Below are 23,155 nucleotides of genomic sequence, written 5' to 3' on the forward strand. Positions count from 1 at the left end.
TGGCGCCTCGGGCCCCCCTGTGCTCGACACAGGCGGCCCGCGGGAGTGGACCGCCGCTGGCGGCCGACCGGCCGCCCGGCCACGCAGGCGCTTGGCGCAAGCGGCGGGTGCTGTTGCTGAACACCACGTTCGAGCCCCTGACCGCGCTGCCGCTGCGCAGGGCGATCGTGCTCATCGTGTGCGGGAAGGCCGAGGTCGTGCACGGCGATGCGGCCGGGATGGTGCTGCACTCGGCGACCGACAGCGTCGAGGTTCCGTCGGTGATCCGCCTGAGCAACTTCGTGCGGGTGCCCTATCGCGGACGCGTGCCGCTGACCAGGGCGGCGCTGATGCTGCGGGACAGCCACCGCTGCGTCTACTGCGGCGGGCGGGCCGAGACGATCGACCACGTGGTGCCGAGGAGCCGTGGTGGGCCGCACGTGTGGGAGAACTGCGTGGCGAGTTGCACGAAGTGCAACCACCGCAAGGCGGACAAGACGCTGAGTGAGCTGGGCTGGCGGCTGCCGGTGGCCCCGCACGCGCCGCGCGGGCGGCACTGGCGGTTGCTCGCGGGGCTGTCCGAAACGGACCCGCTGTGGCTGCCGTACCTGGGTGAGCCGGCCGCCTAGACGGCGAGGGCCGGGGTGCCCGTGGCCACGCAGGCCACCTCGGGGCGCTGGTCGAGGTCGCGGGCGCTGATGCGCACACCGCGGTGGACGCCGGAGATCCGAACACCGCTGCGACCGCTGATCCGCACGCCGCGGTGCCAGCCTGAGATGCGCACACCTGCCTGGCCGCTGATGCGCACGCCTTGCCGTGCGCTGATGCGGACGCCACGGTCGTGTCCGGAGATCCGCACACCCGCCTGGCCACTGATGCGAACACCTGCCTGACCGCTGATGCGAACACCTGCCTGACCGCTGATGCGCACGCCCTGCCGTGCGCTGATCCGCACACCGCGGTCCTGTCCGGAGATCCGCACCCCGCGCTGCTCGCCGCTGATCCGCACGCCGCGCTGTTCACTGGAGATCCGCACGCCGCTCCACGCGCTGATGCGCACTCCACTGCACGCGCTGATGCGCACACCGGCCTGACCGCTGATCCGCACACCCTGTCGCCCGCTGATGCGGACGCCGCGGTCCTGTCCGGAGATCCGCACGCCGCGCTGCTCACCGGAGATCCGCACACCGCTGCGACCGCTGATCCGCACGCCGCGCTGTTCACTGGAGATCCGCACACCCCGCGCCGCACCACTGATCCGGACCCCGCGGTTCGTCCGCGCGTCCTTGTCGATTCGGGCAGCCCGACCGTGCCCGCTAATGCGCACACCGTGTTCAAACAAGGGCTCGCCATTCGCCGGAAGAGTGAGGGTGTTGGTCTGTGTGGCGGTAACGATGATCGACATTGTGTGCCTCCTGCATTCAAAACAACCGTTGAACGCGTATGATCAAATATGCAAGACCCATACAGGTGAAAAGTTAGAAGCACGCAACCTCAAGAACAAGCCGCCAAGTTGCCGCCGGTTGCAACCTTCTGGTTGGACTCCATTCGGACGGGCGCGCTAGGCCATTCGTGTTACTTGATGTGACCTAAAGCACAATGAAGGCCGGCGGCGGGCGGGGCGGCCGTCTCCGCGCACGGGCATGTACCAGCGACAACGCCGTGGTCGCGCACCCTCCGCGGCGGTTCAGGAACTCTCGGTGGCCGCTGGTCGGAAAGCTCCTGTCAGCCGGTGGTCGCGACCCACGATCCCGACGTCATCGGATACCGTAACCGCTGTGACTGTCGTGGAGACTCTGCTCGTCCTGGCGGTGGTCCCAGCGGCCATCTACGGGATCATCGTGCTCATCGCGCTGTGGCCACGGTTCACCCGTCCCCGCTACCGCGCGGGCCAGGAGTGGGACTTCGCTCCGGTGTTCTGGGTCGCGAACCCCGCGGGCGTGAGCGCCGCTCCGCTGGCCGACCTGGAATCCGAGGACGCACAGCCCAGCACCGCCCGGGGAGGCGCACGTGGCAACTGGTGAGATCGCCCGTTCCTCCGAGGCCCCGGACCTCGGCGCAGGCGAGGCTCTGATGGCGACGGGCAGGCTGTCCATCGCCCGCAAGGTGGAGCCCGAGCGCCCGAAGCTGCCGTTCAGCACCACGCAGCTGTCCAGGCTGGACGAGGCCCTCACGCTCTCCAGCCGGACCACCGGACTGGAGTTCGCCATCTACATCGGCGACCTCGGCGAGGACACCCGCGCCACCGCCGAGGAGCTGCACGCCGGTCTGGGCGGCCGCGCGCAGGACGGGGTCCTGCTCGCAGTGTCGCCGGGCCAGCGCAAGTTCGAGGTCGTCACCGGCGAGGAAGCCCACCGCCGGATCCCGGACCGCAGCTGCCAGCTCGCGGCCATGAGCATGGTCGCCTCCTTCCGCGAGGGCGAGCTGGTCGAGGGCCTGATCAGCGGGCTGCGGATGCTCGCCGACACCGCGGGCACCAAGTTCGGCGACCACTGAGGACGCTCCGGCGAAACCATCGAGGACGGCCCCGCTGGGGCCGTCCTCGTGTTCTTTCGCGGGTCAGAGCAGGCCGAAGCTCTGGAAGTGCTTGAACATCTCGTAGGCCGACGAGGTGACCGCGACCGCTCCGGCCTGTTTGGCCTGTGCCCCGTACTGCAGCTCACCGCGCTGTCCGCAGTAGATGATGACCGGCGTGTCGACGCCCAGGTCCCGCAGCTCCCGCAGCAGGACCAGACCCGCGTCGGACCGGTAGCGCCCGTCCTCGGTGCGCGACATGTCCGAGATGATCAGCCGGTAGGGCCGCTCGGACAGCTCGCTCAGCGCCTCCCCGGTCGCCGCCACCATCGACACCCGCACGCCGTTGTCGCGCAGCTGCTCCACCAGCAGGGCGTGCGACTCGGGCCGCTCGGCCACCCACAGCACCGCGAACGGTTCCGGGCCGATCGGGGCGTGCACGTCGGGAAGGTCGCTCTGCTCCAGCTCCGACCCCAGCGGCGGGGGCGGGGCGAGCACCTCCTCCAGCTCCGGCGGACCGGCGCCGACCCGCTGCTCCTTGGTGTCGAGCTGGTTGCTGAGGATGCTCAGCTGGCGCTGGAGGTCCTGGATCATGTCGTTCTGCTGGTCGTTGAGCTCGTGCATGGTGAGCTTCTGACCGCCCACCTCGAACTCCAGCTCCCGCTTCTCGGCGGTCTTGAGCACCCGGCCGATCGCGCGCCGGAACACGAAGATGGCCGTCAACGTGATCAGCGGCCACAGGAGCTGGGCGATCGACGAGATCAACTGGGACATCGCGGCTCCACTGCTCGCCGAGGCACCGCGGTCACCGGGCGCCTGACCGGACCGACCCGCCCAGCTTACGTGCGGTGAACGGCTGGACACGGAAGGTGAGAAGCCGTGTCCGGTGCTGTCCGTGAGCCTTTCGGGGCAACCCCGCAAGGCTCACGGACGGCCACCTCAGGAGCGGTCGAACTCGCGTGCGGCCAGCGCCCGCACGATGCCGGCGCGGCCCTCGGACACCAGGCGCCGCAGCGCCGGGGCGTGTTCGCCCTCCAGCCAGCGGTCGGCCACCGAGACGGTGTCCTCGTCGACCGCCCACGACGGGAACAGCCCGATCACGGTGGGCTGCGCCCGCTCGCTGGACCGGCGGTGCCAGACCTCGTCGATCTCGTCGAAGTAGCGCCGCACGTAGGGCGCCAGCAGCTCGCGCTGCCCCGGGTGCTGGAACCCGGAGATGATCGCGTCGCTGATGGCGTTGGGCAGCTGGTCGTCGTGGACCGCGCGCTGCCAGGCCTTCTCCTTGCCCTCGGGGGTCGGGATCAGCGAGCGGGCCCGCTCGGCGCGCCTGCGGCCGGTCGCGGTCTGGTCCCGCTCCAGCTCGGCGTCGATCTCTGCCTCGCCCGCGGCACCGTGGGCGACCAGCGCCTGCAGCAGGCCCCAGCGCAGGTCGGTGTCCACGGTGAGGCCCTCCAACGGAGCCGTGCCGTCCAGCCAGCCGCGCAGCGCCGAGATCTGCTCCTCGCCGAGCACCGAGCCCGCCAGCGAGTTGACGAACGCGAGCTGGTGGTCGGAGCCGGGCTCGGCGGCGCGGGCCAGCTCCAGCAGGCGGCTCGCGAAGCGGCGCCAGCCCTCCGGCTGCCACGCCGGGTCGGCGTAGGAGGCCAGCGCGGTCTGGGTCTGCAGCAGCACCCGCTGGACAACGCCGATCTCGCTCTCCGCGCCGATGCCGGTGGTGGGGGAGCTGCCGAGCACGAGGCTGACGAAGTCGCGTGCCTTGAGCTCGGCCTCGCGGGTCATCTCCCAGGCAGTCGACCAGCACAGCGCGCGCGGCAGCGACTCCTGGATGTCGGCGATGCGGTCGATGAGCGTGGCCAGCGACTGCGGGTCCAGCCGCATCGTGCAGTAGGTCAGGTCGTCGTCGTTGACCAGCACCAGCTTGCCCCGGTGCACGCCGACCAGGTCCGGGACCTCGGTGCGCTCGCCGGTGACGTCGAGCTCGACGCGGTGGGTCCGCACCAGCTCGCCGGTGGTCGGGTCGTCGTCGTAGATGCCGATCGCCAGCCGGTGGGTGCGGTGCTCACCGGCGCCGGGACGGGCCGGGCTCTGCAGCACCGAGAACGAGGTGAAGCGGCCCTCGTCGTCGACGGCGAGCTTCGGGCGCAGCATGTTGAGGCCGGTGGTCTGCAGCCACTGCGCGCTCCACCAGGACAGGTCGCGGCCGGACGCCTCCTCCAGCGCGACGAGCAGGTCGTCGAGCGTGGCGTTGCCCCACGCGTGCCGGTCGAAGTAGACCTTCAGCCCGGCCAGGAAGTTCTCCAGGCCCACGTAGGCCACGAGCTGCTTGAGCACCGAGGCGCCCTTGGCATAGGTGATGCCGTCGAAGTTGACCTCGACGGCCTGCAGGTCGGGGATGTCGGCGGCGACCGGGTGCGTGGAGGGCAGCTGGTCCTGCCGGTAGGCCCAGGACTTCTCCACGCTGGCGAAGGTCGTCCAGGCGTTGGTGTACCGGGTCGCGCCGACCTGCGCCAGCACGCTGGCCCACGTCGCGAAGGACTCGTTGAGCCAAAGGTCGTCCCACCAGCGCATGGTGACCAGGTCGCCGAACCACATGTGCGCCATCTCGTGCAGCACCGTCTCGGCGCGGCGCTCGTAGAGGTAGCCGGTGACCCGCGACCGGAAGACGTAGTCCTCCAGGAACGTCACGCAGCCCGCGTTCTCCATGGCGCCCGCGTTGAACTCCGGCACGAAGCACTGGTCGTACTTGCCGAACGGGTAGGGCACGCCGAAGGCCTTGTGGAAGAACCCGAACCCCTGCTTGGTCTCGGTGAACAGCCGCTCGGCGTCGAGGTGCTCGGCCAGCGAGGCGCGGCAGTAGATGCCCAGCGGGATCTCGCCCTGGCCGTCGTCGCCGGGGAAGACGTCGCGCCACTCGGCGTAGGGGCCCGCCACCAGCGCGACCAGGTAGGTCGACATCGGCTTGGTGGTCTCGAAGACGTGCCGCCGGGTGCCCTCGCCGGTGTCGGTGACCTCGCCGGCGGCGTTGGAGATGACCTTCCAGTCCTGCGGCGCGGTGACGGTGATCTGGTAGGTGGCCTTGAGGTCGGGCTGGTCGAAGCAGGTGAACATCCGCTTCGCGTCGGCGGTCTCGAACTGGCTGTAGAGGTAGACGCCGCCGTCGACGGGGTCGATGAAGCGGTGCAGGCCCTCACCGGTGTTGGTGTACTGGCAGTCGGCGTGCACCACCAGCTCGTTGTCGGCGGCCAGGCCCGGCAGCCGGATGCCCGTCGACTCGTCGTAGTCGGAGACGTCGAGTTCGACACCGTTGAGCGCGGCGCTGCGCACCCGTGCCGCCACCAGGTCGATCCAGCTCTCCGCGCCCGGCGTCGCGCTGCGGAACCGCACGGTGGTGGTGGAACCGAAGGTCTCCACCTCCGGACCACCCGCTCCTGCGGACAGGTCCAGCTCGATCGCGTAGGACTGGACCTCCAGCAGCGCGGCACGCTGCTCGGCCTGCTCGCGGGTGAGGTTCGGCGGGGCCACGGATTCACCTCGTTGCTCGTCGGGAGACCGGTGCGTTGCGATCGCACCGGCAGGGGCTCAGGCATCAAATCACGTCCCGGGTGGTGCTGTGACGTTCGGTGGTGGCGCCGATCCGTCGGCGTGTCGGTTGTGCTGGGGAAGGCGGGACTCCTGCGCCGGGAGGGGATGCCGGTGCGCTGCCGGGAAGACACGGGTGCGTCGCCGGGTTACACCGGGCGAGGCCCGGAGACCACCGGGTGCGTGATCATGGAGGTTTGGACAGATGAGCGCTGAGGACCGGCCGAGGGTCGACTTCTACTTCGACCCCGCCTGCCCGTTCGCGTGGGTGACGTCCCGCTGGATCCTGGAGGTCGAGAAGGTCCGCGACATCGACCTGCACTTCCGGGTCATGAGCCTCTCGGTGCTCAACGAGGGCCGGGACCTGCCCGAGGACTACCTGGAGCTGCTGGCCAAGGCGTGGGGTCCGGTGCGGGTGGCCATCGCCGCGGCCAAGCACCATGGCGAGGAGGTCCTGGCGCCGCTCTACACCGCTCTCGGGACCCGGATCCACGACCAGGGCAACCACGACTACGACGCGGTCATCGCCGAGTCGCTGGCAGAGGTGGGCCTGCCCGCGTCGCTGGCGGAGGCGGCGGGAAGCACCGACTACGACGAGGAGCTGCGGGCCAGTCACCACGCCGGCATGGCGCCGGTCGGGGAGGACGTCGGCACGCCCACCATCCACGTGGACGGCGTGGCGTTCTTCGGACCGGTGCTCTCCCGCATCCCGCGCGGAGAGGAAGCCGGCCGCATCTTCGACGGCGCCCGGCTGCTGGCGGGCTACCCGTACTTCTTCGAGCTGAAGCGGACCCGGACCGAGAACCCGCAGTTCGACTGAGGCCCGGTGGGTGTCGTCGGTGTCCTGGTCAGCCGGGACACCACCCGGTTCCCGGGACGAGTGGTCGCCGCTGGTCCGACCGGTGCCGGGTGCTCGTGGCGAGTTCCGTTCCGATCAGGGTTGTGACAGGCTCGGTGTGACGTCCGACGTTGTCACAGTCTTGTGGAGGATTCCATGGCGGCGCCCAGCACCAGCACCGGCCACGTCATCGGCGGCGAGCGCGTCGAGGGCGCCGGCGAGCGCATCGACGTGGTCAACCCCGCCACGGAGCAGGTGATCGCCTCGGTGCCGGCGGGCACCGCAGCGGACGTCGACGCCGCGGTGGCCGCGGCGCGGGCGGCCTTCGAAGGCTGGGCCGAGACGCCGACGGGGGAGCGGGCCGCCGCTGTCCGCCGGATCTCCGAAGGGCTGGCGGCGCGTCGCGACGAGATCGCCGCGACGGTGACCGCCGAGATGGGCTCGCCGATCTCGTTCTCCACGCACGTGCACGCGAGCGTGCCGGTGGCGACCTCGGCGGGCATCGCCGAGGTGCTGGAGAGCGGGTTCGCCTGGACCGAGGAGTCCGGCAACTCGCTGATCGTGCGCGAGCCGATCGGGGTGGTCGCGGCCATCACGCCGTGGAACTACCCGCTGCACCAGATCGTCGCCAAGGTGGCCGCCGCGCTGGCGGCCGGCTGCACGATCGTGCTCAAGCCGAGCGAGGTGGCCCCGCTGACCGCCGGGATCTTCGCCGAGGTCGTGGCCGAGGCCGGGGTCCCTGCGGGAGTGTTCAACCTCGTGCACGGCACCGGTCCGGTGGTCGGCGAGGCGCTTGCCGCGCACCCGGACGTCGACATGGTTTCGTTCACCGGGTCGACGCGGGCCGGTCGTCGCGTTTCGGAGGTCGCCTCGGCGACGGTGAAGCGCGTCGCGCTCGAGCTCGGCGGCAAGTCGGCCAACATCGTGCTCGACGACGCCGATCTGACCAAGGCGGTCAAGCTCGGCGTCGCGGGCTGCTTCCCCAACGGCGGCCAGAGCTGCAACGCCCTCAGCCGCCTGCTGGTGCCGGAAGCCCTCTACGACGAGGCGGTGTCCCTGGCCGTCGCGGCCGCGGCGAAGTACACGGTCGGTGACCCCACCGAGGAGTCGACGCGGATCGGGCCGATGGTGTCGGCGGTACAGCGCGACCGGGTCGTGGAGTACATCCGCAAGGGCGTCGAGGAGGGCGCGACGCTGGCCGCGGGCGGCCCCGAGCACCCGGACGGCCTCGACACCGGCTACTACGTGCGCCCGACCGTCTTCTCCGACGTGAAGCCGGAGATGACCATCGCCCGCGAGGAGATCTTCGGACCCGTCCTGTCGATCCTGTCCTATGGGGATGAGGACGAGGCCGTGCGCATCGCAAACGACAGCGAGTACGGCCTGGCGGGCGCGGTCTTCGGTACGGAGGAGCGCGCCCTGGCGGTGGCCCGGCGCATGCGGACGGGCCAGGTGGCGGTCAACGGCGGCGCGTTCAACCCACAGGCGCCCTTCGGCGGGTACAAGCAGTCCGGCAACGGCCGCGAGTTCGGCAAGTTCGGACTGGAGGAGTTCCTGGAGGTCAAGTCCATCCAGCGGTGACCGTGGCTTGGCGTGTGGCGGCTCCCGGGTCGCCACACGCTTGTTGCTGCGCGTTCTCCGTGTTCGTCCGTGGCTACGATCGGCTTGTGGTTGAGATCCGCGACCTGCACCCCTGGCCGTCGACCGAGGACGAGGCGGTGGCCATCCAGACGCGGCTCGCTTCTCTCGTCCGGTTCGACGGCGCGCCTGCTGCTGTTCGTACAGCGGCCGGGCTGGATGTGGCCTATGTGGCTGACGAACTCATCGCAGCGGTGACCGTCCTGGACGTTGCTTCATTGTCCGTTGTGGACTCCGCGGTGGTGCGAGGCGTACCGGAATTCCCTTACGTACCAGGACTGTTCGCATTCCGCGAAGCCCCGTCGCTAATTTCCGCCCTGTCGAAGCTGTCGGTCACCCCGGACGTCCTGGTGTGCGACGGGCAGGGCCTGGCGCATCCACGACGCTTCGGCCTGGCCTGCCACCTGGGAGTGCTGACGAACCTGCCGAGCATCGGCGTCGGCAAGACGTCCCTGGGCCGCTACGAGCCGCCAGGCGAGGAGCGCGGGGCGTGGACGCCGCTCCGCCTCGACGACGAAGTCGTCGGGCGAGCGCTGCGCACGCAGCGCGGGGTGAAGCCGGTGTTCGTGTCCGTAGGACACCGCTTCACCCTCGACGCCGCCTGCGAGCTGGTGCTGCGGCTGGCGCCGAAGTACCGGCTGCCGGAGACAACACGCACCGCCGACCACCTGGGGCGATCGGCGGCGCGGTAGCGACTGGTCTCAGACGACCGACGGCCGGGTGACGTCGAGGATGTTCGCCTGGTTCTCGCTGAACCGCTCGAACAGTGCTTCCGGACCTTCGTTCTGGGCGACAGCGGCCTCACCGGAAGTGACCGGGATGAGCGAGACGATCTGCAGCGTCGGCTGCTGGCCGTCCGGGAACACGCTGAAGCCACCTTCGAAGTACGGGCTCGGGTGGGCGAGGAGTCCGCAGATCGCAGTGCCCTGCAGGATCGGCTCGTCGTTCTCGATGACCATGCCGAAATCGAGACCGCGTCCCGCCTTCAGCAGCATGGAGGCGGTCGTGTCGGCGAGGAAGTGCGCGATGTGCTCCTGGCCGTCCCACAGCGTGCAGGCGATCTCCTCCGGGACCATCGAGGTGATCGACTGGAACCGCAGTCCGTTGGTCACGACCGTGCTGATCGGAGGCTGGTCCTGGTGGAAGAACGTCAGGTCGTAGCCGCGGTTGCCCTGCTCGGACTTGCCCGACTCGACCTTGCGCACCGGGCCCAGATGGCGTTCGAGGTGCGCGAGGACGTCGTTGGACTCAGCGGGCGTGTCCATTGAATCTCCGATCGTTTCGGGCGTCTCGCCCGGGTTTGGCCTGCATGTAGTCCCGTTTTCCGAGTCTACGGATCGCTGGGCTCGCCGATCCGCCGGGGTGAGCGTCACCCTCGCGGATCGCCGAGCTTCTTCGAGCCCTTGTAGATGTCGCTCATGTTGGTGGGTGCGCTCGGGATCGGTTGGAAGTTCGCCGTCGGGAACAGGTTTCGAGCCAGCGCGGGGTAGTTGCCGTAACCGGGCGTGGTCGACTCGTGGCCGTGGCTCTCGTTGGCGCTCTTCTCCTCCAGGTGGTAGTGGTCCGGGTTGTCGTAGATGGCTCGGTACTGATCCACCGTCATCTCGTGGAAGAGCGCGAACCGCTGCTGGCGCCAGTACTCGTAATCGGGCTTGTGACCCATGTGCGCCGCGTCCTTCTCCGGCAGGACGAACTTGCTGTGCGGTGGCGCAGGCGGGTTCTCCCCGTTCATGTACCAGTCTGGTGGGGAGGTCGCGGTTCGCTGCCCGTTGCGCATCTCGTGGAACTGGGGACCGACGTGCGCCGTCGTGCCGGCAGGCGGATCCTCTCCGCGCGTGAACCAGTCCGGCGTGGCGACCGCCACACGCTTGCCGTTGCTGTCGAAGTCGTAGAACTGCGGTGGGTCACCCGCTTGGACAGGGATGCGGTTTCCTGACGTGGAGCAGACGTACGAACCGTCGGGGTTCATCCCGGTCCTGCCGTACACGGTGTACTTCGTCTCCGCGGAGAAGCTCGGCCGGTCCGAACCGTAGACGTAGTTCAGCATCTGCCCCTGGATGTGCGCGGGCGTGCTTGCAATCGGCTGCAGCGGACCGGTGGGCGCAGGCTTCCAGTCACCGCTGCCGCTGTCGGCGTCCGGGTCCCAGCGCAGGGGGCCGTCGCTCGTCTGCCCCGCCCGCGTGCGCGCTTCGACCGCTTCCGCGCCGTACAACTGGTGCGTCGATGGCAGCTTGTCCTTGCGCCGCTGACGTTCTGTCTCGTCGACCGCGTCGGTGCGTTGCCGCTGACGCGGTGGTTCATCTCCGTCGCCGTCTGCGTCGTCCCGTTGGCGGCGGCCCCGTGCTTCGGCATCCTCCGGCCGCTGGCCCGGGTCGGCGCCGTCGCGCGAGGGGTGAAAGCCGTCGTTGCTGGCGGGGGTGGTGGTGCCGTCGGGGTTGTGGGTGTCCCAGCCGCCGTTCGGGGGCCAGCCGGGCTTGCCGTCGGGGCCCATGTCGCTGGCGAAGACGCGGCCGTTGCCGTCGGTCCAGGCCAGGCCGCGGGGGGCGGTGACCGGGATGCCCAGTTCGCGGGACAGGTCGCGGGCCAGGCCGCTGGTGCCTGCGTCGCAGGAGAGCAGGCGCAGCGGCTTGCTGCCGTCCCAGTTGGGGTCGCGGCGGAGCATGTCGGCGAATTCCTTCGGGGTGAAGGTTTGGTCGCCGACGCGCACGCGGCCGTCAGGGAGGGCGTGGACGTCCACGGTGTGGTGGACGCCGTCGTCTGGGACCCGGCTCGCGAGGTCCCGCATGTTCGGGTCGTTGTGGTACGCCGAGCCCGCAGGGGTCTGCTGGCGGGTGCTTTCGGCCTGCTCGATCTGGTGCTGGCGCTCCGGCGTGCCCGGGTCGGCGTCGGCCTTGTCGCGCGGGGCGTCCGAGTCGCGGTCTCGAGGTGTGTCCGAGTCCTGGCGCTGGTCGGTGCTGTCCTTGGGACGGGAGTCCGGCTGGTTCTGGTCCGGACGGGTCCCGTCGGGCCGGGTGGTGTCCGGGTGCTGGGACTGCGGGTTCGTGCCGTCCGGACGGGTGTTCGCCGGGCGGTCGCCGTCGGGGCGGGTGCCGTCCGGGCGTGCACCGTCCGGGCGCGAGGACGGAGCGTCCTGGCGTGGCGGGGTGCTGCCGTCCGGTCGCTGGCCGGTCGCGTCGGGACGCGGAGCCGCGGTGTCGGGACGCGGGCTGGCGCCGTCCGGACGGGCGCCTGCGCTGTCGGGGCGCGCGCTGGCCGTGTCGGGGCGCGGACCTGCGGTGTCTGGGCGTGGGCTCACACCATCCGGGCGCTGGCCCGGGGCGTCCGGTTGCTGGCCGGGCTGGCCCTGGGGACGCGGCGAGGCGCCGTCCGGGGTGGACGGGTGCGGGCGCGGACTCGGTGAGTCGGGGCGCTGCCCCGCCGGGCCGTCGGGGCGGGTGTTGCCGCCGGGCCCGCCCGGCCGCTGCGGTCCGATGAGCGACTCGAATTGAGTGATTCATGACGACTGGGCCTTCACGTGCGTCTGCGAACGAGAACCTGATTGGGTCCTCGCGCTCTTCCGACGAGCGGCAGTCCGGGAGTGCCGTTCCGGCACGGCGGCAAGCGCCCGCAGCGCGGGCAGCAGCGCGACGGCCAGCAGCGCCGCGAGGCGCCGCAAGGCGCCCTCGCGGACGCGCTGCGCCGCGCGGGCTTCGACAACGGCGGCCAGCGCCGCGGCCGGTAGGCCGCGGCGGCCGGGGCCGGAGGCTGCCGGAGCGGTAGCGGAGGCGGGCGGTAAGCGGAGGCGGCTCTGGCAGGGAGCGTTGATGCTGCAACGGCACTCGGCCTGCTCTCCGGCCACCCGGTACTCGGCAGTGAGCCGAGGCGCACGTCGATCCCGCGCCAGTACCCGAAGTCGAGGTAAACCCCGGCGACCAATGCCAGCTGCTCAGGTCGTTGTCCTGCATGCGATCCCGGCGGTCCAGCCCCGTCGCCCCATCGGCCATCGGTCCATCCTGACCGAGGTGACCGGATTCCGTCGGCCCGCGCATCGGCAGGGCCGACAGGATCCGGCGCGATCACTTCAGGTCGAACTGCAAGTAGTCGAGGTTGAACCGGTTCGCCTTGTCGATCCGCACCACGAACTCGTGGGTGCCCGGCTCGAAGTGGCGGGTCTGCACCGGCTGCGTGGTGAACGCGCGCTCGAGGTGCGTGGTGTTCATGACGTCGAAACCGGTTGCCTCGCCATTGCCCCAGTCCACGGTGACGTGCCCGGCGGGTGCGCTGCCGGACGCCAGCCGGGCCGACACCTCGTACTGCCCGGCCTTTTTGATGTCGGCTGTGTACCTGAGCCACTCGCCGGACCGGACGTCGCCGACCGCGACCGCGCCCTCCACGTCGCAGACGTCGACGTCGCCCTCCGGACGGAGACCGCAGGTGTTGGGATCGAGGTCGTGGTAGCCGACGCCCTCGCCGCCCGGCGCGTAATCCTCGGCCTGTACCCGCACCGTGCGGTTGCCGCGCTGGGCCTCCCAGAACCGCATATCACCGCCGTTACGCCAGTAGTGCAGTGCCTCGACCTGGTCGGTCTGAATCATGCTCGCGTCGTAGCCCTCGACGATCTCCTGCCACCCCAGCGCCGGGTCGCGTCGCGATGCCTCGTCGGTGTGGGTCGCGGCCAGCCCGTGCCACATCGTGTTGATCCATACCCGGCTGTCCTGCTGGATTCGGTCCAGCAGAGCGGGCTGAACCTGCGGGTCGGTGGGCTGGTCGAAGACGACCTCGTAGGCCACCGGCTGCCGACCGGGGAAGGTCCCGACGACACCGGCGTTGTGGTCGTTGATGATGTGCATGTAGAGGATCTCGGGATCCTTGGCCATGAACTCCGCCGCTTCCGGCACGGTCTCGCTGCCCTTGAACAGGCCGTGGTCGACCGTGTCCGTCGCCTTGAGCACCCGGTAGACGTCCTCGCGGACACTCCACGCCTTGTCCAGGTTGACCAGCGCGCGACCGCGGATCGCGAGCATCGCCTCCGCGAAGGTCGGCACCGTGTGCTCGGTCAGCGCCGTGTCGGCACCGCCGAGGCGCTCCTTGAGCCGTAGCTGCTTGATCTGCGCGAGCGTCAGGTCGGAGACCTTGCCGGTGCCGTTGGTGGTGCGGTCGACGGTCTCGTCGTGCATGAGGACCAGATGGCCGTCGGCGGTGCGGCGGATGTCGATCTCCACGATCTCCGCGCCGTCGCGGATCGCCTCGTCGATGGCGGGGAGGGAGTTCTCCGGGAACTCGCGCCACTGGCCGCGGTGCGCGGCGATCATCAGTGGTGCCTGCGGGGAGTGGTCGAGCAGGCGTTGGTGGATCTGGTCGAACGAGGTCACCTGGGGTGCCGCCACCGCGGATGCGGTGGGGAACATGACGGCGAACACGAGCGAGCAGGTAGCGGTTCGGGTCAGCGTGCCCACATGGGCTCCAATCCTCGCGAACAGGGCAGGCCAGCCTTGAACGGGCACTTGAATGAAAGTCAAACCACCCCGAAGGGGGTGCGTGAACAGTGGTGAACAAACCGCCCAACCTGGCGCACCCGGGAACGGTATTCGACTTCGCGCGGACCTGTCCGCACCGGTGCTGGGTATCCACGGCATGCTCAACCCGCGCACGGCGAGCGGCCAACTGCTCGAGCCGGGCGAACAGCTCACCGCGGAGGGAGCCCTGTGCGTTACACGGTCCTGGGGCCCCTCGAAGAGTCCTGAGCCGCAAAGTGGGGATTGCCCGGTTACCGAACTACGGCAGAGGTCGAGTGCCGGTGCAGTACCTAAAGCCGGACCCGTCGTCTCGATCGGCCGTGTCCTGCCATCCGGCTGCTGGTCGGCCTGCCGCTGGGCGATCTTGCCCAGCACGCGCCCGGGCAGCCGTGGCCGCGATTAGTGTGCTGGGCGAGCAGAGCACTTCGAGCGAGAGGCGGACCCGGTGACCGCGACCGAGAAAGGCGGCCAGGCCGCCGGAATCCGGCTGGCCAGGATCGTTGCCGAGGTCTTCGCACCCGCCGTGCTGGTCTGCGCGGTGACCGTCGCGATCTCGCTCGCCAGCAGCCCCGGCCTCAGGGCCGGACTGCTGTGGGCGTTGGTGTCGGCGGGCTTCTGCTCGGGTATCCCGATCTGGTTCCTCGCGCGCGGCGCGCGGGCGGGCCGGTGGGACACTCACCACGTCCGCGACCAGAAGGACCGGATTTTGCCGCTGATCGTCGCGCTCGGTTCCGTGCTGACCGGACTGCTGGTCATGGTCGTGGGCGGTGCGCCCGGCGTGCTGGTGTCCCTGGTGACGACGATGCTGATCTGCCTCACCGCGGCGACGGTGGTGACGAAGTGGTGGAAGATCTCCATGCACAGCGCCATCGCCGCGGGCACGGTCGCGATCACGGCCCTCACCTTCGGCCTGTGGTGGTGGCTCGGCGCGTTCGTGGTGACGCTGGTGGGCTGGTCGCGGGTCGTGACCGGCGACCACACTCCGGCGCAGGCGATCGGGGGCGCGGTGCTCGGCACGGCTCTCGGCGGCGGCCTGTACGCCGTGCTCCGGTAGTCGCGCCGCACCCAATGCGAGACGCGTGCGTTCCGCGCTAGGTTCTGACCATGGCCACCGCACAGATCAGCACCCCCAACGGCACGATCCCCGCCTACGTCGCGACCCCGCTCCCCTCGGTCTCCGGTCCCGGGCCGTGGCCCGGCGTCGTGGTCGTGCACGACGCCGCCGGGCTCAGCGACGACATCCGCGCGATCACCGAGCGCTTCGCCACCGCCGGCTGTCTCGCCGTGGCGCCGGACCTCTACGCGCGCGGCGGTTTCGCGCGGTGCGTGCGCTCGGTGATGCGTGACCTCCAGCAGGCGCGGGGCCAGGCGTTCGACGACGTCGACGCGGCCCGGGGCTTCCTGACCGGCCGCGACGACTGCACCGGCAAGGTCGGCGTCGCCGGGTTCTGCATGGGTGGCGGTTTCGCCATCATCGGAGCTTCACGCGGATTCGACGCCTCGGCTCCGTACTACGGCCAGCTCCCCAGCGACCCGTCCGTCCTGGACGGTGCCTGCCCGATCGTCGCGTCCTTCGGCGCCAAGGACCCGATGCTGCGGGGTGCGGCGGCCAAGCTGGAGTCAGAGCTTTCCGCGCGAGGTGTCACCCACGACGTCAAGGAGTACCCGGACGCCGGGCACAGCTTCGCCAACCGCCTGCCCCTGGGCCCGTTCAACGTCCTGGCCAGGGTCGCAGGCTTCGGCTACCACCACGAGACGTCGGAAGACGCGTGGCGGCGGGTCCAGAACTTCTTCGCGGAGCACCTGGCCGCCTGAGCGGAGCGCCTGGCCGCCTGAGCAGCCCGAAAGGCGGACGCAGGACTGCGGCCGCAGTCACCAGTCGAAGAAGCTCACCACGGCGGCGTGGTCGGTGGGCCACTCGTTGCCCGCGTGATCGGGAACCGGTGCGGGTTCCCCGCGCACCTCGGCGGTGGACGACACCGTGCGCGCCGAGCCGGCGTGGTGCACGAAGTCGATGCGGTCCTGCGGCTCGTTGGCGCCGGTGGACCCCTCGTGCTTGGGATAGACCGGAGACCAGGTGTTGCCGGGAGTCGCCGCCGGGTCCGGGTTGGCTTCGCGGAACGAGTCGGCCAGCCCCGCTTCGGCGACCGCGACGCTGGTCGGCCACTGGACGGTGTAGCCGCAGTGGCTGTCCCGCGCCCCTTCCGTCCAGTCCAAATGGGACGGTGCGTTGAAGTCGCCGGTGAGGAAGACGGGTGCGCCGCCGTCGCGCGACTGCTCGATCTGGGGCGCCATCTTCTCCAGCGTCTCGCGGATTTCTGCGACACGGCCGGAGGATTCCTCCCGGTCGAGGATCTGCTGCGGCGTCATGTGGTCGAAGCACGCGTCGTAGGGGCCGTACGGGGTGTAGTTCAGGTGCACGCTCCACACGACCGCCTGCCTGCCGTCGTCGAGTTGCAGCCGCGCACCCACCCCGACGCGGGACTGGAAGCGCTCGACGATCGGATAGCGGCTCAGCAGCGCGACGTCGCCGGTCTGGTAGCTGTGCCAGCCGAGCCGCCCTGCGAGCTCGTCGGCCAGCGTTCCCTCCGTCTCCTGCATGCCGAACACATCGGCACCGGTGGAACGGACGAACGCCTCGGTCTTGGCCACCCCGTCGTCGACCTGGGTGCCGCCGTGCCAGGCGTTGAGCGAGACGACGCCGAAGGTCGCGTCGTCGTTGCCAGGTAAGCCTGCCGCGGCGGAACCGGCCGCGGTGCAGAGCAGGGCGGCGGCCAACGGGACCGCCATCAGTCGACTGCCAGCGCGCATGCGGCACCCTCCATGCTCGATCATGACCGAAACAAGGTAGCACCGATCAACTGCGCGCAAAATCAGTTCGGGACGACGGCCAGGTGAACAGCGGACGGAGCGGTCCAGGTGAACACGAGGCACGGCAGCCGAGGTGAAGCGCGGGCGCGGCAGCGCCGGTGAATAGTGGGCGCGGCGGCCCAGGTGAAGGAGGCGCGGCAGCCCGGGTGAACAACGGGCGGGGCAGCTCTCAGGAAGCCTCGCCGGGCTTGTTCTCCAGCAGCTCGACGAGCTTGTCGCCGAGTACCTCCGGGATGACGCGTTGCGCCGAGCGCGCGGCGGCGGCGCTGAGCGCCGACATCACCAGCGTCCGCAGCCGTTGCAGGACGTCGGCGTAGTGCGGGACCTCGTCGCGGCTGGGCGTCCACTCCGCGGGCCCGAGGACGTGCTTGCGCACGACCTCGACGAGCAGGCCCGCGACGTGGTCGACGTCGCTCTGGAGCTGCTCGGCCAGGTCCAGGACCTCCTTCAGCGGCACGCCGAGCGACACCAGCTCGCGGCCGGCGTCGAGCAGCTGCGGGCTCGGCGCGACGAACTTGGTGCCCCTGCGCTCCAGCAGCCCGAGGTCCTGGGCGCGGCGCAGGTTCGACGGCGTCAACTGCTTGCCGAACATGGTCCGCAGGTCGGTGGTGGTGACCGCGCGCGGCGCCTCCTCGGCCCAGGACGCGCCCATCACCTCTTCCAGGCCGAGGACGTCGGCCAGGCTGCGGCCGGACTCCCAGGCCGACAGCATCTCCCTGATCTGGGCGAACGCGTACCCGCGCTCCAGCATGTTGATGATCAGCCGCAGTCGCACCAGGTGCGCGTCCGAGTAGATGGCGGCGCGGCCTTCCCGCCGGGGCGGCGGCAACAGCTCGCGGTCCTGGTAGACGCGCACGTTGCGCACCGTCGTGCCCGCTGCCTGCGCCAAGTCGTCGATCCGGTACTCCGCCACTCCACGCAGTCTAGTTGCCGTCGGGATCAGGGTGTGGACAACCGTGGATGATCTCCGCCCCCGCCACCCGGACCGGTGGCGCGGGAGGCAGGGCGGCATACGGGCCGGCGGCGCAGTACGTCGGCGGCGGGCAGCAGGCGCGATGGCTCGGTGGGCAGCAGGCCCGACGGCGAGGCCGGGCGGTTGCCGACTCCGCCGGGGCCGCGCCACCGAGCGGCTCACGAAAGGAAGCCGCGGAGCAGCGAGGCGGTGCCTTCCAGGTGCTCGGCCATGGCCTTGCGGGCGGCGGCCGGGTCGCCGTCGAGGATGGCCCGCACGACCTCCTCGTGCTGCTCGTTGGAGTGCACGATGTTGCGCTCCAGCAGCGGGATCGCGTCGAGCAGCTCGTTGAGGCGCATCCGCACCTCGGCGACGGCCGAGGTCAGCGAGGCCGACCCGGTCAGCTCCGCGATCGCCAGGTGCAGCCGGGAGTCCTGCCTGCGGTAGGTGTGCAGCTCCGCCGTCCCGGCGCTGGAGAGCCGCGAAACCAGGTGCGCGCGCTCGGCCTCGCCGAGCTCGCGGGAGGCGGCCAGCTCCGCAGAGCCGGTTTCCAGGACGTGGCGGTGGGTGAGGGCGTCGTGCAGGTCGACGCCCATCTCCCTGGCGATGCGCCGCGGGCCCTTGCGGCTGGCCCGCGGCGGTTCGACGTTGACGAACGTGCCGCCGTAGCGGCCGCGGCGCGACTCGACGTAGCCGGACTCCTGGAGCGCGCGGATCGCCTCCCGCAGGGTGACCCGGCTGACGCCCAGCCGGGTCGCCAGCTCCCGCTCGGCGGGCAGCCGCTCCCCCGGCGCGACGACGCCGAGGCGGATCGCCTGCAGCAGGCGCTCCACGGTCTCCTCGAAGGCGTTGCCCGTGCGCACCGCTCGGAACAACGCGTCGCTGGCGCGGTTGCGCAGCACCAGCGGTTCTTCCTCGCTCGTCACCAGCTCTCCCCGCACGTACCTCGTCGGGGGCGACGATACGCCGCGCCGTCACAGCGGCGTGACGTACGCGCCCGAGATGCCGCCGTCCACCAGGAACTCCGAGGCGGTGATGAAGGAGGCGTCGTCGCTGGCCAGGAACGCGACCGCGGCGGCGATCTCGTCGGCCTCGGCGAAGCGCCCCATCGGCACGTGCACCAGGCGCCGCTGCGCGCGCTCGGGGTCCTTGGCGAACAGCTCGCGCAGCAGCGGGGTGTCCACCGGCCCCGGGCACAGCGCGTTGACCCGGATGCCCTCGCGCGCGAACTGCACGCCCAGCTCCCGCGACATCGACAGCACGCCGCCCTTGCTGGCGGTGTAGGAGATCTGCGAGGTCGCCGCGCCCATCTTCGCCACGAACGAGGCGGTGTTGATGATCGAGCCCCTGCCCTGCTCGCGCATGTGCGGGATGGCGTACTTGCAGCACAGGTACACCGAGGTCAGGTTGACCTCCTGCACTCGGCGCCACGCCTCCAGGCCGGTGTCCAGGATGGAGTCGTCCTCTGGCGGCGAGATGCCCGCGTTGTTGAAGGCGATGTCGACCGAGCCGTACTCGCGCTTCGCGCGGGCGAACAGCTCCTCGACGTCGGCCTCGCTGGTGACGTCGACCTGGACGAACAGGCCGCCCACCGCGTCGGCGGCCCGCTTGCCCGCGTCGGCGTCGACGTCGGCGACGACCACCTTCGCCCCCTCCGATGCGAACCGGCGGGCGGTGGCCAGGCCGATGCCGCCTGCACCGCCGGTGACGACGGCGACGCGGTCCTGAAGGCGTTGGGACAACGGGATCACTCCTCGGTACGTGGTTGGGAATCGGGTGTGCGCGGGCGCCGGCGGGTCGGGGTCCCCGGCGACCGCGCTGCTCGGCTCGACCGCTACCGCGGTCAGTCCTGCTCGGTGGCGATGAAGACGTTCTTGGTCTCGGTGAAGGCGTCGACCGCGTCGGGTCCCAGCTCGCGGCCGAGGCCGGACTGCTTGAACCCGCCGAAGGGCGTGCTGTAGCGGACCGAGGCGTGCGAGTTGACCGAAAGGTTGCCCGCCTGGACCGCCCGCGAGACGCGCAGCGCGCGGCCCACGTCGCGGGTCCAGATCGAGCCCGACAGCCCGTAGTCGGTGCGGTTGGCGATGCGGACCGCGTCGGCCTCGTCGTCGAACGGGACCACCGCCACCACCGGACCGAAGACCTCCTCGGCGAACACCGGGTCGTCCAGGTCGACCGGCGCCAGAACCGTTGGCGGGTACCAGAAACCGGGGCCCGACGGGCGTTCGCCGCGGAAGGCCACCGGCGCCCCGTCGGGCACGTAGGCGGCGACCCGGGCGCGGTGCTGGGCCGAGATCAGCGGTCCCATCTCGGTCTTCTCGTCGGAGGGGTCTCCGACCACGACACCCCGCACCGCCGGTTCCAGCAGGTCCATGAACCGCTCGTACACGGCCCGCTGCACGAGGATGCGCGAGCGGGCGCAGCAGTCCTGCCCGGCGTTGTCGAACACCCCGTAGGGTGCGGTGGCCGCCGCGCGTTCGAGGTCGGCGTCGGCGAAGACGATGTTCGCGCTCTTGCCGCCGAGTTCCAGGGTGACGCGTTTGACCTGCTCGGAGCATCCGGCCATGATCGACTTGCCGACACCCGTGGAGCCGGTGAACACGATCTTGGCGACATCGGGGTGCGTCACGAAGCGCTGTCCGACCACCGCGCCCTGCCCGGGCAGCACCTGCAACAGCCCTTCCGGCAGCCCGGCCTCCAGGGCCAGCTCGCCGATGCGGATCGCGGTGAGGGGGGTCAGCTCGGCGGGCTTGAGCACCACGGCGTTGCCCGCGGCCAGCGCCGGGGCGAAACCCCACGCCGCGATCGGCATCGGGAAGTTCCACGGCACGATCACGCCGACGACGCCCAGCGGCTCCTGGAAGGTCGCGTTCACCCCGCCCGCCACCGGGATCTGGCGGCCGAACAGCCGCTCGGGGGCGGCGGAGTAGTAGTGCAGCACGTCGCGGACGTTGCCCGCCTCGCCGCGGGCGTTGCCGATCGTGTGCCCGGAGTTCTGCACCTCCAGCCACGCCAGGTGCTCGCGGTCGGCGTCGACCGCCTCGGCGAAGCGCCGCAGCAGCCGCGCCCGGTCGGCCGGCGCCAGGGCGCTCCACGACCGCTGGGCTCGCACGGCGCGGGCGACGGCCTGGTCGGTGTCGTCCTCGGTGCACAGCGCCACGGTGCGGACCACGTCCTCGGTGGCGGGGTTGATCACGGGGTGGGCGGTGCTCACCGCATACCTCCAGAATCTCCGGCCGAGGCCGACAGCGCCTCGAACAGCCGGATGTCGTCGGTGTCCTCCTCGGGGTGCCACTGCACGCCGACCACGAAGCGGTGACCGGGCAGCTCGACGGCCTCGACGGTGCCGTCCTCGGCGTGGCCGGTGACCTCGAGCCGGTCGGCGACCCGGTCCAGCGCCTGGTGGTGGTAGCAGGGCACTTCCGCCTCCTCGCCCAGCGCCCGCGCGATCCGGCTGCCCGGCCGCAGGCGGACCCGGCTGCGGCCGAACACCGCGGGCGCGGGCTGGTGGCGCTCGTGCGCGACCCGCTCGGGCAGGTGCTGGTGCAGCGACCCGCCCAGCGCGACGTTGAGCACCTGCGCTCCCCGGCACACGCCGAGCACCGGCATGTCGCGGTCGAGCGCGGCGCGCAGCAGCCGGGTCTCCCAGTCGTCGCGCTCGGGCCGGGTCACCCGCACCGCCTCGTGCGGGACGGCGCGGTAGCGCGCGGGGTCCACGTCGGCGCCGCCCGCCAGCACCAGTCCGTCCACTGCGGACAGCGCGGCCGACTCGCCGTCGGGAAGCACCGGCAACAGCACGGGAATCCCGCCCGCGCGGTGGACCGCGTGCACGTAGCTGGTCGGCAGCAACGCCGCGTCGCGCTGCCACACTCCCCAGCTCGCGCACTCCACGTAGGTGCTGATCCCGATGCGTGGCCGGTCAGAGCCGCTCGAAACCACGGATGCGCTCCCAGTCGGTCACCGCGGTGTCGAAGGCGTCGAGCTCGACCCGCGCGGCGTTGACGTAGTGCTCGACGACATCCGGCCCGAACGCCTCGGTGGCGACCTTGCTGTCGGCCAGCAGCCGGGCCGCGTCGCGCAGCGTCGTCGGCACGCTTTCCTTCTGCGCCGCGTAGGCGTTGCCCTCCAGCATCGGCTCCAGCGGCAGCCGCTCGGCGATGCCGTGCAGTCCGGCGGCCAGGGTGGCGGCGACCGCGAGGTACGGGTTGATGTCGCCGCCGGGCACGCGGTTCTCCACCCGCAGCCCCTCGCCGTGGCCGACCACCCGCAGCGCGCACGTGCGGTTGTCCCGGCCCCACGCCACGGCCGTCGGCGCGAAGCTTCCCTTCGCGAAACGCTTGTAGGAGTTGATGTTCGGGGCGAAGAAGTAGGTGAGCTCCGGCAGGCAGGCGAGCTGCCCGGCGATGAAGTGCCGCATCATCGGGGAGAAGCCGTCCGGGTCGTCTCCCGGCAGCACCGGGCCGTCGGCGTCGCGCAGGCTCACGTGGATGTGGCTGGAGTTGCCCTCGCGGCCGTCGAACTTGGCCATGAAGCTCAGGCTCAGCCCTTCCTGGGCGGCGATCTCCTTGGCCCCGTTCTTGTAGAGCGTGTGGTTGTCGCAGCTCGTCAGCGCGTCGGAGTAGCGGATCGCGATCTCGTGCTGGCCGAGGTTGCACTCGCCCTTGGCCGACTCCACGTACAGCCCGGCGCCGCCCATGTCGTTGCGGATCCGCCGCAGCAGCTGCTCGATCCGGCCGGTGCCCGCGACCGAGTAGTCCACGTTGTACTGGTTGGCCGGGGTCAGGCCGTGGTAGCGCTTGTCCCACGCCTGTTCGTAGCTGTCCCGGAACACCAGGAACTCCAGCTCGGTGCCGACGTGGGCGGTGAGCCCGAGCTCGGCGAGCCGGTCGAGCTGGCCGCGCAGCACCTGCCTCGGCGACGGGGCTACCGGTTCACCCGAGTGCCACAGCACGTCGCACAGCACCAGCGCGGTCGCCTCCTGCCACGGGACCAGCCGCAGCGTGGCCAGGTCCGGCCGGAGGACGAAGTCGCCGTAGCCGGTCTCCCACGAGGTCATCGCGTAGCCGTCCACAGTGGTCATGTCGACGTCCACGGCCAGCAGGTAGTTGCACGCCTCGGTGCCGTGGTCGAGCACCTGCTCCAGGAAGTAGCGCCCGGAGCACCGCTTTCCCTGGAGCCTGCCCTGCATGTCGGTCATGGCGACCACGACGGTGTCCACCGCGCCCGACTCCACCAGTCCGCGCAGCTCCTCGACCGCCAGCGGTTGATCGCTTGGCCCCACCGGCTTCC

The 23,155-nt window shown here is 70.9% G+C and carries 22 protein-coding genes; 9 read left to right on the forward strand and 13 right to left on the reverse strand.

Features of this window, described 5'->3' with window-relative positions; genetic code table 11:
* Window positions 1–56: 56 nt before the first annotated feature.
* Window positions 57–608: an HNH endonuclease gene (locus tag HUO13_RS06650; RefSeq protein WP_432757851.1), complete on the forward strand. Its 552-nt coding sequence runs from the start codon at window positions 57–59 to the stop codon at window positions 606–608.
* Here HUO13_RS06650 and HUO13_RS06655 read toward each other — a convergent pair.
* Window positions 605–1,216, reverse strand: coding sequence for a hypothetical protein (locus HUO13_RS06655; RefSeq protein WP_249124497.1), 612 nt, complete (start codon window positions 1,214–1,216; stop codon window positions 605–607). The two genes, HUO13_RS06650 and HUO13_RS06655, sit on opposite strands and share 4 nt — an antisense overlap.
* 541 nt (window positions 1,217–1,757) lie before the next feature.
* Here HUO13_RS06655 and ctaJ point away from each other — a divergent pair.
* Window positions 1,758–2,003, forward strand: coding sequence for an aa3-type cytochrome oxidase subunit CtaJ (gene ctaJ, locus HUO13_RS06660; protein WP_011873329.1), 246 nt, complete (start codon window positions 1,758–1,760; stop codon window positions 2,001–2,003).
* Window positions 1,990–2,475, forward strand: coding sequence for a DUF5130 family protein (locus tag HUO13_RS06665; RefSeq protein WP_211900576.1), 486 nt, complete (start codon window positions 1,990–1,992; stop codon window positions 2,473–2,475). The genes ctaJ and HUO13_RS06665 overlap by 14 nt, the downstream gene beginning before the upstream one ends.
* A gap of 63 nt (window positions 2,476–2,538) precedes the next feature.
* Here the strand turns inward: HUO13_RS06665 and HUO13_RS06670 are convergent, their stop codons facing one another.
* Together HUO13_RS06670 and pepN are read right to left on the reverse strand one after the other, a co-directional pair.
* Window positions 2,539–3,267, reverse strand: a complete 729-nt coding sequence (locus HUO13_RS06670) for a response regulator (protein WP_211900577.1) — start codon at window positions 3,265–3,267, stop codon at window positions 2,539–2,541.
* 165 nt (window positions 3,268–3,432) lie between these two features.
* Complete coding sequence (gene pepN / locus HUO13_RS06675) at window positions 3,433–6,015, reverse strand: aminopeptidase N (RefSeq protein WP_211900578.1); 2,583 nt, start codon at window positions 6,013–6,015, stop codon at window positions 3,433–3,435.
* A 262-nt stretch (window positions 6,016–6,277) separates the two neighbouring features.
* Here pepN and HUO13_RS06680 point away from each other — a divergent pair, with 262 nt between their 5' ends.
* The 3 genes from HUO13_RS06680 (at window position 6,278) to HUO13_RS06690 (ending at window position 9,240) form a co-directional block, all read left to right on the forward strand.
* A complete protein-coding gene (locus tag HUO13_RS06680; protein WP_211900579.1) occupies window positions 6,278–6,892 on the forward strand; it encodes a DsbA family protein in 615 nt (204 codons plus the stop codon).
* A gap of 174 nt (window positions 6,893–7,066) precedes the next feature.
* Complete coding sequence (locus HUO13_RS06685; protein WP_211900580.1) at window positions 7,067–8,491, forward strand: aldehyde dehydrogenase family protein; 1,425 nt, start codon at window positions 7,067–7,069, stop codon at window positions 8,489–8,491.
* A gap of 86 nt (window positions 8,492–8,577) precedes the next feature.
* Window positions 8,578–9,240, forward strand: a complete 663-nt coding sequence (locus HUO13_RS06690) for an endonuclease V (protein WP_211900581.1) — start codon at window positions 8,578–8,580, stop codon at window positions 9,238–9,240.
* A gap of 9 nt (window positions 9,241–9,249) precedes the next feature.
* Here the strand turns inward: HUO13_RS06690 and HUO13_RS06695 are convergent, their stop codons facing one another.
* Both HUO13_RS06695 and HUO13_RS06700 read right to left on the reverse strand, forming a co-directional pair.
* Entirely contained in the window at window positions 9,250–9,813 is a 564-nt protein-coding gene (locus HUO13_RS06695) for a suppressor of fused domain protein (protein ID WP_211900582.1), read from the reverse strand.
* Window positions 9,814–9,917: 104 nt separating this feature from the next.
* Window positions 9,918–11,843, reverse strand: a complete 1,926-nt coding sequence (locus tag HUO13_RS06700) for a GH-E family nuclease (RefSeq protein WP_211900583.1) — start codon at window positions 11,841–11,843, stop codon at window positions 9,918–9,920.
* Between the two features lie 282 nt (window positions 11,844–12,125).
* On the opposite strand from HUO13_RS06700, the gene HUO13_RS06705 reads away from it, so the two are divergent.
* Window positions 12,126–12,269, forward strand: coding sequence for a hypothetical protein (locus HUO13_RS06705; RefSeq protein ID WP_211900584.1), 144 nt, complete (start codon window positions 12,126–12,128; stop codon window positions 12,267–12,269).
* A gap of 334 nt (window positions 12,270–12,603) precedes the next feature.
* Here the strand turns inward: HUO13_RS06705 and HUO13_RS06710 are convergent, their stop codons facing one another.
* Window positions 12,604–13,983, reverse strand: a complete 1,380-nt coding sequence (locus HUO13_RS06710; protein WP_249124498.1) for a glycerophosphodiester phosphodiesterase family protein — start codon at window positions 13,981–13,983, stop codon at window positions 12,604–12,606.
* A gap of 505 nt (window positions 13,984–14,488) precedes the next feature.
* Here HUO13_RS06710 and HUO13_RS06715 point away from each other — a divergent pair.
* Together HUO13_RS06715 and HUO13_RS06720 are read left to right on the forward strand one after the other, a co-directional pair.
* Window positions 14,489–15,097: a hypothetical protein gene (locus tag HUO13_RS06715; protein ID WP_211900585.1), complete on the forward strand. Its 609-nt coding sequence runs from the start codon at window positions 14,489–14,491 to the stop codon at window positions 15,095–15,097.
* A 50-nt stretch (window positions 15,098–15,147) separates the two neighbouring features.
* Complete coding sequence (locus HUO13_RS06720) at window positions 15,148–15,858, forward strand: dienelactone hydrolase family protein (RefSeq protein WP_211900586.1); 711 nt, start codon at window positions 15,148–15,150, stop codon at window positions 15,856–15,858.
* A 57-nt stretch (window positions 15,859–15,915) separates the two neighbouring features.
* Here the strand turns inward: HUO13_RS06720 and HUO13_RS06725 are convergent, their stop codons facing one another.
* From HUO13_RS06725 to HUO13_RS06755, 7 genes are all read right to left on the reverse strand, one after another.
* The gene (locus HUO13_RS06725; protein WP_211900587.1) at window positions 15,916–16,854 is read right to left on the reverse strand and encodes an endonuclease/exonuclease/phosphatase family protein; all 939 of its coding nucleotides are present in this window, start codon (window positions 16,852–16,854) and stop codon (window positions 15,916–15,918) included.
* 229 nt (window positions 16,855–17,083) lie between these two features.
* Complete coding sequence (locus HUO13_RS06730) at window positions 17,084–17,827, reverse strand: MerR family transcriptional regulator (RefSeq protein ID WP_211900588.1); 744 nt, start codon at window positions 17,825–17,827, stop codon at window positions 17,084–17,086.
* Window positions 17,828–18,045: 218 nt separating this feature from the next.
* Window positions 18,046–18,792, reverse strand: coding sequence for a FadR/GntR family transcriptional regulator (locus HUO13_RS06735; RefSeq protein ID WP_249124499.1), 747 nt, complete (start codon window positions 18,790–18,792; stop codon window positions 18,046–18,048).
* A gap of 48 nt (window positions 18,793–18,840) precedes the next feature.
* On the reverse strand, window positions 18,841–19,608 hold the full coding sequence (locus tag HUO13_RS06740) for a 3-oxoacyl-ACP reductase (RefSeq protein ID WP_211900589.1): 768 nt from the start codon (window positions 19,606–19,608) through the stop codon (window positions 18,841–18,843).
* Window positions 19,609–19,709: 101 nt separating this feature from the next.
* Window positions 19,710–21,080 carry an aldehyde dehydrogenase family protein gene (locus HUO13_RS06745; protein ID WP_211900590.1) on the reverse strand — a complete coding sequence of 457 codons (1,371 nt, stop codon included), beginning with the start codon at window positions 21,078–21,080 and terminating at the stop codon, window positions 19,710–19,712.
* Window positions 21,077–21,805 carry a gamma-glutamyl-gamma-aminobutyrate hydrolase family protein gene (locus HUO13_RS06750; protein WP_211900591.1) on the reverse strand — a complete coding sequence of 243 codons (729 nt, stop codon included), beginning with the start codon at window positions 21,803–21,805 and terminating at the stop codon, window positions 21,077–21,079. Before HUO13_RS06750 ends, HUO13_RS06745 begins: the two co-directional genes overlap by 4 nt.
* Window positions 21,786–23,147 carry a glutamine synthetase family protein gene (locus HUO13_RS06755; protein WP_211900592.1) on the reverse strand — a complete coding sequence of 454 codons (1,362 nt, stop codon included), beginning with the start codon at window positions 23,145–23,147 and terminating at the stop codon, window positions 21,786–21,788. Before HUO13_RS06755 ends, HUO13_RS06750 begins: the two co-directional genes overlap by 20 nt.
* Window positions 23,148–23,155: the final 8 nt, after the last annotated feature.

Origin of the sequence: Saccharopolyspora erythraea, from assembly GCF_018141105.1 — a bacterium.
GTDB classification, from domain to species: domain Bacteria; phylum Actinomycetota; class Actinomycetes; order Mycobacteriales; family Pseudonocardiaceae; genus Saccharopolyspora_D; species Saccharopolyspora_D erythraea_A.